This is a genomic window from Pirellulales bacterium (assembly GCA_036499395.1).
In the GTDB taxonomy this organism is placed as follows: domain Bacteria; phylum Planctomycetota; class Planctomycetia; order Pirellulales; family JACPPG01; genus JACPPG01.
Genome location: DASYDW010000077.1, coordinates 182181 through 195385, shown reverse-complemented (window position 1 = coordinate 195385; position 13205 = coordinate 182181). Strand labels below are relative to the sequence as shown.

Sequence of the window (13205 nt, the reverse complement as noted above, 5' to 3'; positions counted from 1 at the left end):
AGTCGGCTTTTCGGGGACACTAGGCCGAATCCAATGCGCCGCGCCGGCGTCAAGAATTACTGTTCCTCAACCGCATGTAATCGAGAGAGCGATGGCAACAGGGATGCGCGACTTTACTGAGATCTTGATTCGCCAACGGGTCATCAGCGCCGACCAGTTGGCCGAGGCGAATCAGATGGCTCGGGCCTCGAACGTCAAAGTGGGCGATGCCCTAGTGCGTTTGGGCTATGCCAGCAGCGACGATGTCATGCGGGCCATCGCGCAGGAGCATGGGCTCGATTACGTCAATCTGAGCGAAATCGCGATTCCACCATCGGTCGTGGAGTTGGTCCCGGAGTCCGTGGCCCGCGAAAATGCCATTCTGCCCCTGGCAAAAGAGGACGATTCGCTGAAGGTGGTCGTAAGTGATCCGAACGATCTCGATACGCTCGACAAGCTGCGTTTCATCCTCAATTGCAAGGTCGATATCGCCCTGGCGCCCCGTGAACATATCGTCGATGCCATCAACCGGCATTATGGTCAGACGGAAGGCGAAAGCGCCGACTCGATGTTGCAGGAGTTCACTGACACGGCGATCGACTTCACGGAAACCGTCGAGAGCAGCGACTCCGGCGGTGAGGTGGTCGATGAAACTAGCGCCCCCATCGTGCGACTGGTGCAATTGATCATTGCAGAAGCCGTGCAACTGAGGGCCTCGGATATTCACATCGAACCGTTCGAAGATCGTGTCCGCGTTCGTTACCGAATCGATGGCGTGCTGATCGAACGGGACGCAGCCCCCCGCCGACTATTGGGGGCGATCCTCTCCCGCATCAAGATTTTGGGAAAGATCGACATTGCGGAACGCCGTCGCCCCCAGGACGGGCGGATCAAGGTGACAGTCGGCGAAAAAGAGCTCGATCTCCGCGTCAGCGTGCTTCCCACTAACCACGGCCAATCCGTGGTTATGCGTATTTTGGATAAAGACAGCATTAAGGTCGGGCTACGACAGCTCGGGCTCTCGGAAGAGGACTTCCGCAACTTCAACGGACTCGTACGGCGTCCAAATGGGATCATCCTAGTCACCGGCCCGACTGGTTCGGGAAAGACCACCACCCTATATGCCGCGCTCAACGACCTGAACCGTCCCGACCGCAAGATTATCACGGCCGAAGATCCGGTCGAGTACTACCTCCCTGGCATCAATCAGGTGCAAGTGAGCCATGGAATCGGGCTCGACTTCGCCCGAATCATTCGCTCGATGTTGCGGCAGGCACCAAATGTGATTCTGGTGGGCGAGATGCGTGACTCAGAGACGGCAGAGATGGGAATTCAAGCCTCTCTGACGGGACACTTAGTATTTAGCACGCTTCATACGAATGATGCGCCCGGCGCTGTTACACGTATGGTCGACATGGGAGTACCCTCCTATTTGGTGGCTAGCAGCGTGATCGCGATCCTGGCACAGCGTCTGGTGCGCGTGGTTTGTACTAAATGCAAGCAGCCCTATATGCCTTCGGACGCCGTGCTCGAGTCAGCGGGCATTCGCCGCGAGATCGCCGAGAAGGCGCACTTCATGAAGGGGAAAGGGTGCGGAAACTGCCAGCGCAGCGGCTACCGTGGTCGCATCGGCATTTACGAGTTGCTGCTGATGAAATCCAAGATTCGCGAAATGGCCTTCCAGGGAACCTCGACTCAGGAACTCCGTAAGGTGGCGATGGCAAACGGGATGAAGACGCTTTACCAAGATGGAATGATCAAGGCGATGAAGGGGATCACCTCGATCGAAGAGGTCTTCCGAGTCGCCAAGCGAACGGGCCAAGAATGATCGCCTGGCGACCACTTGAATCGAGAGTGGCGCAGGTTCCGTGGCGTCTACAGAATGGCAGTCGCCGCGTACAGGTATGGCAAGTGCGTGTTAAATATGGCATGCGTGAGTGGCGGGCCGACGACCAGTCGCGCTCGTGATGCGACAAAGCAGGCAGGACGAATCGATCGATCGTGAGTGAACAGGCGAATAGTTAATCGAACAGAGAATTGCGGCATCGAGGTGGCAAAATTTGAGTCGCGGGCGGAGGGGGCGAATAATCCCTAGCCAGGCAACACCAGGAAAAGCGAGGCGAGCCGAGTCTTCCAAAAGCGAACCGTTCTGAGGGGGACGGAAATCGCAGGCTCGGTTATCGCGGCGAGCCCATGGTGTTGGAGGGATTCAGGGGTGCTCCGACCGACGGCGGCTCGCCACCGGCAGACCGCGCGGGAGGCACTTCGTGGGTACGATCTTAATTGACAAGCTGTTGCAGACCGTCGTTACCCAAGGGGCTAGCGATCTGCACATCGCTGTCGGCCAGCCACCGGTTCTTCGGTTGCACGGCCGCATGCGCAAGCTCGAGACCAAGGTGCTGACCGGCGATGATACGGTCAGCCTGATGAAGAGCATCGCGCCCGAACGCTGCCAGCAAGAATTGCAAGAAGTTGGTGGTAGCGACTTCGGCTTCGCCTTCGGTACGGCCGCCCGATTCCGTGTTTCCATCTTCAAGCAGAAGGGAAACATCGGGATGGTGCTGCGGCAAATCCCGACGTCCATGCTCACCATGGAGCAGCTACGACTGCCCGAGGTGTGCAAGGAAATGATCATGCGTCCGCGCGGCCTGTTTCTGGTGACCGGTCCCACCGGATCGGGCAAGTCGACCAGCCTGGCCAGTATGATCAATTACCTCAACGAAACCGTCGACCATCACATCATCACGATCGAAGATCCGATCGAGTTCTATCACGAGCACAAGAAGTCGACCGTCAATCAGCGCGAGGTCGGCGTCGACGTGCCGAGCTTCGCCGAAGCTATTCGCCGTGCATTACGACAAGATCCTGACGTGATCCTGGTCGGCGAAATGCGCGACTTGGAAACGATCGAAGCCGCGATCACGGCCGCCGAAACCGGCCACGTTGTGTTCGGAACGTTGCACACGACTGGCGCGCAGGGCACGGTGAACCGCATCATCGACGTGTTCCCCACCAGTCAGCAGGATCAGATCCGCACGCAGCTTTCGACGTCGATCATCGGCATCTTGTCGCAGGCGCTGTTGCCGAAGATCGGGGGGGGCCGCGTCGCGGCGCATGAACTCTTGGTCGTTACCCCGGCCATTGCCAACCTGATCCGTGAGAACAAGACGTTCCGCATCAATTCGGCGATTCAGACCGGCATGAAGTTCGGAATGCAGTTGTTGGACGATCACATGTTCCGCCTGTGGAAGGAGGGGATCGTCAGCAAGGAAGAGGTCCTGTTCAAGGCCAATTCGCCGGACGACTTGAAACGGCGACTACAGCGTGCCGACGAGGGCCTGGATGACGAAGTCGAAGAGAAAGGCGAAAAGGAAAAGAAAGAGGGGCACGGGCACTAAGCGAAGGTACACGACTAACGCCCAGCTAGCCTCGCGCGAAACGGCCTAGAAGCACAAACGCACGATAGACCAATACAATCCGCCGCCGCGGACGGAAGCGAATCGTAAAAGACGGTCCCCTGAAACGGGCCTTATCAGAATAGCCACCACCAGCGCGATCTAAAAAGACGCCGACAGGGCACGACATTTATGGCAATGCGACGTATCGGCCAGATCTTCGTCGATCTGGGGTTCATCACCGACGAGCAACTCGAAATGCTGCTCGAAGAGCAGCAGCAACGTCCTGACGAGTTGCTGGGCCAGGTGGCGGAGCGCATGGGGCTGGTCTCGGACGACCAGTTGGCCCAGGCCCTGGCCGAACAAATGAACATGCAGGTGATCTCCCTCTCGGAGGTCGTTATTCCGCCCGACGTGCTGGCCTACGTTACTGAGCCGATGGCGCAGCTTTACCGCATCATCCCGGTGAGCTTCAAGAACGGCACGCTTGTGATCGCGATGTGCGATCCGCAGAAGCTCTCGATCCTGGACGAGCTGCGCAACTTCCTCGGCTACGACGTCCGCGCGGTCGTCGCCACCGAGCGCGACGTGAAGGGGGCTCTGGAGCGTTACTACGCTACGGCGGAAAGCCTCGAGTCGCTGATCACGGACATGGAGCAGGATAAGGACATCAAGGCCGCGGCGGCCATGATGGGCCGTGAAGGTCCGATCGACCTGACCAGTGTCGAGGCGCTGGCCGACAGCGCGCCGGTCCGCAAGCTATTGAACATGGTGCTGCTGTTGGCCATCAAGGACCATGCCAGCGACTTGCACTTCGAGCCGTTCGAGAACGAGTTCAAGATCCGCATCAAGGCTGACGGCGTCTTGTACGAGATGGTGCCGCCGCCGCGCCACCTGGCTTTCGCCATTACCACCCGTATCAAGGTTATGGCCAATCTCGACATCGCCGAACGACGTTTGCCGCAGGACGGCCGCATCGAGCTATCGGTCGGCGGCCATCCGGTCGACTTGCGCGTCTCGGTGCTGCCGACGATGTTCGGCGAAAGCGTCGTCATGCGGGTCCTCGACCGCTCGGTTGTGAAGCTCGACCTGAATGGCGTCGGCATGAACGCCGACCTGATGCGTCAATTTCGTGTCGTCATCGGCAAGCCCAACGGCATCGTGCTGGTAACCGGCCCCACCGGATCGGGCAAGACGACCACGCTTTATTCGGCGCTGTCAGAATTGAATCATATCCAGGACAAGCTCATCACCACCGAAGACCCGATCGAGTACGACATCGACGGCATCGTGCAGGTGCCGATCGACGCTTCGATCGGCAATACTTTCGCCGCATGCCTGCGGGCCATTCTGCGTCAGGATCCGGATCGCATCCTGGTGGGCGAGATTCGCGACGTGGAAACCGCCGAAATTGCCGTGCAGGCTTCGCTCACAGGCCACATGGTGTTTAGCACCCTGCACACGAACGATGCCCCCAGCACCGTGACGCGGTTGCGCGACATGGGCGTGCAGCCGTTTTTGATCACGGCCACGGTCGAAGCCATCTTGGCCCAGCGGCTCGTGCGGCGCATTTGCAGCAATTGCCGCGAGGAAGTCCGCCCCAGCGCCGAGTCGCTCGCCGAGTTGCAACTGACGCAAACCGACGTGGCAGACAAGAAGTTCTACCGCGGCAAGGGATGCGATAACTGCAACAACACCGGCTACAAAGGGCGCGTCGGGCTCTTCGAGCTGATGATTATGAACGACGACCTGCGTGAGATGGTGATACGCAATGCCTCGACCGACGATTTGCGCGATAAGGCCCGCAGTTACGGCATGGTCCCGCTGCGCGACATGGGCATGGCGCAATGCTACGCCGGAACGACCACTGTCGAAGAAGTCGTACGCGAAACGATCGTCGACGGATAAACGATGAACGATGAATACAAAACGATGAATGATGAATAAGCAAAAGTCGCGCTTCCGCGCCGCTTCTTGATTCATCATTTCCTCGGGAGCTTGCTATGCCGACTTTTCAATTCGAAGCGATGGACGCCACGGGTCAGGAGATCAAGGACCTGATCGAGGCGCCGAGCGAAGAAGAAGCGCAAGCTACGATTCGGCAGATGGGATACTTCGTCACGAAGATCTCAGTCAAGAAGGCCCGGAAGGCAGCTGCCGAAAAGAAGAAAAGCGGCAAGAAAAAAAGTTTCGCCATCGGCGGCGTAAAGTCGAAAGTGCTGACCACCTTTACGCGCCAGTTGTCCATCTTGCAGGACGCCGGCCTGCCGATTCTGCGCAGCTTGCGAATCCTCGAAGGACAGCAGAAGGGCGGGCGTCTGAAGAACAGCTTGATCGACGTCTGCGACGACATCGAATCCGGTTCGACCCTGTCCGAGGCAATGTCGAAGCAGCATAAGGCCTTCGACCGGCTGTACGTCAACATGATCAAGGCCGGCGAGGCGGGTGGTGCCCTGGAAATCATTCTCCGCCGCTTGGCCGAGTTCCAGGAAAAGTCCGAGTCCTTGAAGCGCAAGGTGAAAGGCGCCCTTGTCTACCCGGTGGTCGTGATCACCGTCGCCGTGGGCATCTTGGTCTTCATCATGTACAAGATCGTGCCTGAGTTCATCAAGATCTTCGACGGCTTCGGTCTAAAGCTGCCGGCCATGACCGTGCTGTTGGTGAACCTGAGCTACGCCACGGTCCATTACTGGTACCTGATTCCGGTCATACCCATTAGCTTCTGGCTGACGGTCAAATTGATCCGCAAATTCCGGCACGGGCGAGTCGGCTGGGACACGTTTCTGCTGAAAATTCCGGTCTTCGGCCAGATCATCGAGAAGAACATCGTCGCCCGCACCACGCGCACGCTCGGCACGTTGGTGGCCAGCGGCGTGCCAATTCTCGAAGCCCTGAACATCACGCGCGAAACGTCGGGTAACGCCGTGTTCGAGAACATGTACACCAAAATTTACGAGTCGATTCGCGAAGGCGAATCGATCTCGCGGCCGATGAAGGAGTTCTCGCGCCCCAAGTTTCACATCATGGCGGCCTTTTTCTGGTTCGTCTTCATCGTCGGGCCGATCGGCGTCCTGATCTATATCACGCGGATGAACCAGCGCATCGTCGACGACCTGGTCGTCAACATGGTGGACGTCGGCGAGGAGACGGGCGAGCTCGATACGATGCTCTACAAGGTCGCGGATAATTACGACGAGGAAGTGGCCGTACTCACCGAAAGCCTCGTTAGCTTGCTCGAACCGTTGATGATCGTCGTGCTGGGCGTGATGGTCGGTTTTATCGTGATCGCCTTGTTCCTGCCACTGATCGATTTGATCACCAACCTCTCGGGCGGAAAGTAATACGGCGTGCCGCATGCCAAGGAGTGAATTTATGTGCAATACAGGGAACAGGCCATTGACCACCGCAGGCGCGCCGTCGCGACAAGATCACCCCTTGCCCTTCCAGGGAGAGGCGCGGGTGAGGATCCGTGCTTCGCGCATCGCACCGCGAGCCGGCTTTACGCTCGTCGAACTAATGATGTCGCTGATCATCATCGGCATGCTGGCATCGCTCTTGGGCGTGGCAGTCACCTTCGCGATTAACGCCGCCAAGAATGCCGCCACGAAGGTCGACATCGCGAACCTCGACACAGCGCTGCAGTCGTACAAGAACAACTACGGCAGCGAATACCCAGCCTGCATGGCGATACCGGCTGTGCAGAATGCAAATTCGAACAGCGCGCCGAGTCCGTCTCGATACGACTTGTTCAACCGGTCATTGCGAAAGCGCTTTTCTCGGTTGACCAACAACTATCAAGCGCAGTGGCTGAACAACACGAACGATGTCGCTTGGTACTTGGCTAACAATTGGAGTGTCCGCGACCTGTCTAATCCCAGCGGCGCGCCGATCCCCCTGGATCTAGATAACATGGATGCTGCCGAGTCGCTGGTATTTTGGCTTGCTGGTCCGCCTGCCGCATACGACACGACGACGTCGCAGTTTACGACCAACAATGTTCTGTGGGGCTTTAGCGCCAACCCAACGAATCCGTTTGCTGTGAAGGGTTCGCGTCTCCCCTCGCTCTATGAATTCGATGAAACACGTCTTACGGACGTCGATGGCGACGGTTGGCCCGAGTACACTCCCAAGGGAAGCACCAATAAAATCACGGGCGTACCCCCATTCGTCTATTTCGAGCCGAACAGCTACTCGTACAAGTTCCTGAATCAAACGATGGTCGCGACCTACCCCGGTTTCTTTCCTATCGTGCTGGGCTCTCCGTACGGTGCCCCCCAAGGCTCGCTTTCGACACTCGTGACCGGCTCCATGCCGACTAACCCGCATACCGTCTATCAAACACCGGCGAGATCAGGTCATAAAACCACTGACATGGCGGCGGAATGGGGTTTTGCTGTTCCCTACGCGACGACGCAACAGCTCCTGCCCTGGAGCCCCAAGAAGTTTCAGTTGATTGCCGGCGGATTGGACTACGAATACGGCGGCTCGCAGTATGAAATTGCAGGCGCCGGGCGCCAGTACGTACCCGTCGTTCCGCAGACTGCCAATCAGGGGTCGCAGGTGTACGTCACCACAGGGGACAACGACAACCTGACCAACTTCATCGATTCGAAGATCGAGGATAACGTCCCCCAATAGTCATGTGCGGGTATCGATAATGTAGGGTGCACTGCATGCACCAAATCAGAAATGACGACCCGTTTTTGTTGGTGCCCACAGGGCACCCTACGAATGCCGAAAACAAAAAACCCCTCTCCCTCTGGGAGAGGGCAGGGTGAGGGAGACCGAGGGATACGCGACATCCGGCCAACAGGCCGGCGAACGAGGATCCGCGAGAGCGGATCCGAAAAGCGATCGACCGCACGACGCGGTCGCAGAGACACGCGGGCCGGCCAGGGAGCGCGACGTCAGGTGGCAAAACAATCGAAACGCGGTAGGCAATGTACCCGGAACAGAACATTCGCCGACAATCTACAAACGCCATACGGCGCAGTCAGAAGCATTCGCAGTGCGCCACTGCTGCGCCACTAAACAATCGGCGCGGCTTCACGCTTGTCGAACTGCTGGTCACGATCGTAATCATCGCCATCCTGGCAGGCATCGTTTTGGTGGCCGCGCGCGCCGCCCAACAAGCCGCGAACCAGGCTAACACGCAGGCGCTGATCGCCAAGCTGCACGGCCAATTAATGATCCGCTACGAGTCGTACCGGACGCGACGATTGCCCATCAACACGGCCGGCCTCACTGCACAGCAGTCGGCGCTGCACCGCTTGAATGCGATTCGCGAGTTGATGCGGATGGAGTTGCCCGATCGGTACTCGGACGTGATGGCGATTCCGAATCCGAATGCCCTCGGGTTGCCGAATCTTCACGGACTTCCATCATCAACTTCGGCGCCTATCGTTGCCCCGTACTTTACTTATGACAGCGCAAGTACAAATCAATGGTATAAAGGGCCGATTGGCGGCAACCTTACGCTGCAGCCGACGGCGACGAACCTCTCATACCAGCGCAAATGCAATTCCAACGCGCTGACCCCGAGCGCGGAATTCGAGGACGCGGAATGCCTGTACATGATTCTCAACACGGGGCTCAGCGATGACACCGTGGCGGGTGAACTAATCAACCCGGACAGCATCGGTGATGCCGACAACGACGGTATGCCCGAGTTCCAAGATGCTTGGGGGCGGCCCATTCGCTTCATCCGCTGGGCGCCGGGCTTCATTTCTGACTTTCAGCCTTATGACCCGGTGAACAGTCCCTCAGATCCGCACTTCACCGCAAAGAACCACGACCCCTTCGACCCGTTGAAGATGCAGCATCCGTTTAATCCCAGCAATCTTACAAATAACGATCTGCAAGCGTTTCCTTTAGCAACGAACTACGCGGACGGAATGGCATTGGTCCCGTTGGTTTATTCGATGGGCGCTGACGGAATCGATGGGATTCAACACCCGCCAATCGACGGCAACGGTTATGCGCTGGCCTCGCCAAATTGGATATGCAAGTTCTACAACTACCTCGCAGCGCCGACAAATACCGTAATTCCGTTTTCTCCTGTTCCGGCCTGGCCGATCTATAACCCGTTCGCCGTTGCTTCGCCATACACAACGACTTATCCGAACAACTCTACCCTTGTGGGCGCACCCGATCCTACCGACGTCGACGTCGGCTACACCGATAACGTGACCAATCACTTGCTCGGACAACAATAAGCAAAGCATTAAGTCTCGACGCCTAATCATCGCCTGAACAACCGGCAACATTTGTGAACGACCGCAAGAATAAGAATCGATGCCTATCTCTCGGCCACAGCGGCGCGACGCTCGTCGAGCTATTGGTCGTGCTGGTGATCTTCTCGCTTCTGGCGGCGTCTGCCATTCCGATGCTCGCGCCGATCATGTCGAACCGGCAGGTGCGTGAGGGGGCCCGCATCGTCAGTTCCACGCTCACCGGGGCGCGGAATCGTGCCATGCAGTCGGGCCGGCCCTATGCGGTGGTCCTCGATCGGCTCGCCGGCCTGCCCGAGGCGAGCGTTTCACTGAGTTACGCCGAAGTGCCGCTCCCCTACACCGGTGATTCACTTTCGTCGGTCGTGGCTGTGTCGAGCGGATTGATCACTTTCATCGGCGTTCCATCTCCGAGCACCGGGCCGACCGACCCGTCGAACTCCACCAATGTCCCGTCAACGGACGTCGGCTGGATTGGCACGATTCGCGTCGGCGATCTCATCCGCTTCAACAATCAGGGATCGTATTTCCAGCTTTGGCCGAACCCGATAGCCACGGCGAATAGTTCGCCGCAGGCTTTCTACCAACCGCCTCTTTCCACGACATTGAATCCCGCGCCCGCGGTCGGCACGTACACGATCGATCCTGCGACTTCTGTTTCCTATCATTGGCAAATCGTCGCGGTCACGGGCACCGGCGGTTTAAGTGCGCCCGCAGATGGCTTCTATCGATTTCAAATCCTCCGTCAGCCAGTTCGCAGCGCAGCGGCGGGGGTCACGTTGCCGGGCTCGACCGTCATCGACTTGAACTTCTCGGGATTCGATGTGCCGAACCAACAAATCACACAAGCAAGCACGTTGCTGTCGGCCTACGGATACACCTATTCGTTTCAGCCCATTTGGCCGCGTCCCGGAACGAGTGGTGGCTCTGGATCGCCACTGGGGGGCAGTGCGCCTGACACGTCGTCGATCATCATCATGTTCGCCCCGTCAGGCGCGATCGATACCGTCTGGTGCTGGGGCAACGACTCGGCGACCACTCAGGGAATAGCGTCGTCGCTCCCCTGTCCTATTCCGATACCCATCAAGCCGCTGACGCCGATTCATTTGCTGATCGGCCATCGCGAATTCGTGCCGCTGCCGACGTCGCCGCCGCACATCATCTCACCCGCTAACGCCAGCGCGCCGTTCGACCCGGGCGACTCGAATTTCAAGCCCTACCTGAACTGGCAGGACATGACCAGTCTGTGGGTTTCGATCGACAACAAGTCCGGTACGATCAGCACCGCCGAGAACAATGTCTCGGCCACGGCCTTCAATAACGGCGGCTACGGCGTGTACAACGGCACGCCCGGCTACGGGTCGTACGTCGAGATCATGGAATCCCGCCAACTGGCGATCGAAATGCAAAGGCTGGGGGGACGATAGAGATGATTACATCTGCAAACAGCAGGCAGCAGGCAGCAGGCAGTATTGGGATTCGCACCAGGAAATGTGCGATTCCGCGAGTTACTTCGTCACGGCCCTCCGCCCACTGCCCTCTGCCCACTACTCGGAGTGGTATCTCGCTGCTCGAAGTGTTGTTCGCCGTGGGCATATTGTCGGTTGGCATCCTGGGCATGGCGGCGCTCGTTCCCTTAGGAGCGTACGAACTGGTCGAAGCCAACAAGCTCGACCAATCGAGCACCGCCGGCCGCGCCAGCTTCCGCGACATGGAAGTCCGCAGCTATTTGCAGCCTAAGCAGTGGGTCGACACGCAGATGGGGATGTTCATCGACCCCGATCCAACGAATAGTGTCGTTGCAAGCCCCCAGTCATACCAGCAACGGATTATAACGTACCCCTACCTGCCACCATTGGTCTTCAACAACTACATCGGCCCCGGTGGTGCGCAGTTGAAAACGGCTGTCCCGCCGACCGGCTTGAGCACTCCCCCCGCCCCTGATTACTCCACCGCTCCTCAACTCTACCCGGTTTTGTATCCGTACATTTACAATCCGTCGTCACCTGTCGCAGCAACACCGATTGGCGTCAATCTTTTTTGGAATTCGTCTACTACTTACCCACAACTTCCTCCGCCGTATCCTCCTGGCTACTTTGTTACCTCGCCCAATCCCTATCCCCCCTTCGCTGCTACCGCAGGACAGGTGCTGGTATTTGATCCGCTGGGCGTTTCAGAAGCCGCCAATACCTATCTCAAGGGCGGCAACGGTCCAGCTACTGTTCCTCCCTACGGCAGTGCGCCAGCGCAATGGACGTTCATTCAGACGTTCCCCTACCAGCAAACGTATGATCCCGGGGCACCGCTGCTACCGCGCATCACGATGTTGCCCGAATGGCCTCGATATCCAATCAATGGAACGGTGTGGTCGCAGACTCCGCCTCTGAGTCCCCTTCCTACCTGGCCGGTCCCGCCGGTCCAGAACCTCGGCGTTCAGCAGAATTGGAGCGCTTCTACTCCGTATAACTTGCCGCCGGTTCCCGCGCCTGGTTACGGGCCGTGGCCGCAGCCGTGGTTCCAATCCACATCGACTGCGTCAGCAACGATCCAGACGCAGCCCCGCTTCATGCCCCTGACGGTGGCGGATCGCATCTTCCGCTCCAACAGCGATCTAATCTTCAATCCGCTGAATCCGACAAACCCGTCCAGTGATCGTCCAACGCTTGGCTTCACCTACGACACGACGGGCACGAATCGGCAAGAGCCGCTGTACCAGGGCAATTACTCCTGGTTCGCTACGGTATCCCCAGCGTCGGCACAGGTTGACGCGACGGCCGCGAATTTGCAAGACACCGTCATGCACCCGGATTCGTCAGCCCTGATGAACACGCGGCAATACAACGTGTCGGTCGTGATCTGCCAGAATCGTGTGGTTGACATGCCTCCGACGCCACTCACCGATGACATTCTGCCCGGCGAATGGATGGTGCCTGCGAAAATAAACCCAGGCAGTCTCGGCGGTGGAGAGGTCACACTTTATGCAGCGCAAAACCCAACCGATCCTGATCCGCAGCGCGCACAGCATCAGGCCGATTGGCTAGCAACGCTGAAGCCCGGACAGTGGTTGATGCTCTCAGGGATCACGGTGGCCGGCGAAATGCGGCAAGGCAGCGGCGGTCCTATTTATTGGCCCCGCTTCCGCACCATTGCCAATTGGTACCGAATCCTGGCGGTCGATGATGGCACCGCGCTGACGTCGGCTGGTGGTTTCCGCAATGTCACGCTTAACGGCCCAGATTGGCCCCAGGGCGTTCAATGGGACGATCCCGCGTTCAATGGAACAGGAAACACTCCACCGGTGCTTTTTGGCACTAGCCCGCCGCCTATTGGCGTCCAGTTTGCCAATTTGAACATGGTTAATGTCGTGGGGGTCGGTTCTGTGTACATCTACGCCTACGCCACGGTGGTCGAAGGCGTAGTCGGTGTTTATCAGAAGACAATCACGGTCGACGGCGATTCGCCGTTCGGTTCGCAATAGATAGCTATTAGAAATCCCTCTCCCTCGGGGAGTGGGCAGGTGAGGGCGAACTCACTGAATCGCCGGCACACGACATCAAAAAAACCATTCACGACCAACGAATCAAGAGAACTGCAAAGTTGA

8 protein-coding genes are annotated in these 13205 nt (G+C 58.2%); all 8 read left to right on the top strand.

Annotated elements, in window-relative coordinates:
- The first annotated feature begins 91 nt into the window (after window positions 1–91).
- The 8 genes from VGN12_15035 to VGN12_15000 all read left to right on the top strand — a co-directional run bounded on the left by VGN12_15035 (window position 92) and on the right by VGN12_15000 (window position 13082).
- A complete protein-coding gene (locus VGN12_15035; protein ID HEY4310763.1) occupies window positions 92–1807 on the top strand; it encodes an ATPase, T2SS/T4P/T4SS family in 1716 nt (571 codons plus the stop codon).
- 439 nt (window positions 1808–2246) lie between these two features.
- Complete coding sequence (locus VGN12_15030; protein ID HEY4310762.1) at window positions 2247–3377, top strand: type IV pilus twitching motility protein PilT; 1131 nt, start codon at window positions 2247–2249, stop codon at window positions 3375–3377.
- A 189-nt stretch (window positions 3378–3566) separates the two neighbouring features.
- Window positions 3567–5282 (top strand): ATPase, T2SS/T4P/T4SS family, encoded by a 1716-nt coding sequence (locus VGN12_15025; GenBank protein ID HEY4310761.1) that lies wholly within the window; start codon window positions 3567–3569, stop codon window positions 5280–5282.
- A gap of 95 nt (window positions 5283–5377) precedes the next feature.
- A complete protein-coding gene (locus VGN12_15020) occupies window positions 5378–6715 on the top strand; it encodes a type II secretion system F family protein (GenBank protein ID HEY4310760.1) in 1338 nt (445 codons plus the stop codon).
- Between the two features lie 118 nt (window positions 6716–6833).
- A complete protein-coding gene (locus VGN12_15015; protein ID HEY4310759.1) occupies window positions 6834–8012 on the top strand; it encodes a type II secretion system protein in 1179 nt (392 codons plus the stop codon).
- A gap of 302 nt (window positions 8013–8314) precedes the next feature.
- Window positions 8315–9589, top strand: a complete 1275-nt coding sequence (locus VGN12_15010) for a prepilin-type N-terminal cleavage/methylation domain-containing protein (GenBank protein HEY4310758.1) — start codon at window positions 8315–8317, stop codon at window positions 9587–9589.
- A gap of 53 nt (window positions 9590–9642) precedes the next feature.
- The gene (locus VGN12_15005; protein HEY4310757.1) at window positions 9643–11031 is read left to right on the top strand and encodes a prepilin-type N-terminal cleavage/methylation domain-containing protein; all 1389 of its coding nucleotides are present in this window, start codon (window positions 9643–9645) and stop codon (window positions 11029–11031) included.
- 161 nt (window positions 11032–11192) lie between these two features.
- A complete protein-coding gene (locus VGN12_15000) occupies window positions 11193–13082 on the top strand; it encodes a hypothetical protein (GenBank protein HEY4310756.1) in 1890 nt (629 codons plus the stop codon).
- Window positions 13083–13205 lie beyond the last annotated feature (123 nt).

What these genes read in the sequence shown, in the direction of transcription:
- VGN12_15035 (HEY4310763.1), top strand. Translation starts at nt 92, where the DNA reads ATGGCAACAGGGATGCGCGACTTTACTGAGATCTTGATTCGCCAACGG.
- VGN12_15025 (HEY4310761.1), top strand. Translation starts at nt 3,567, where the DNA reads ATGGCAATGCGACGTATCGGCCAGATCTTCGTCGATCTGGGGTTCATC.
- VGN12_15020 (HEY4310760.1), top strand. Translation starts at nt 5,378, where the DNA reads ATGCCGACTTTTCAATTCGAAGCGATGGACGCCACGGGTCAGGAGATC.
- VGN12_15010 (HEY4310758.1), top strand. Translation starts at nt 8,315, where the DNA reads ATGTACCCGGAACAGAACATTCGCCGACAATCTACAAACGCCATACGG.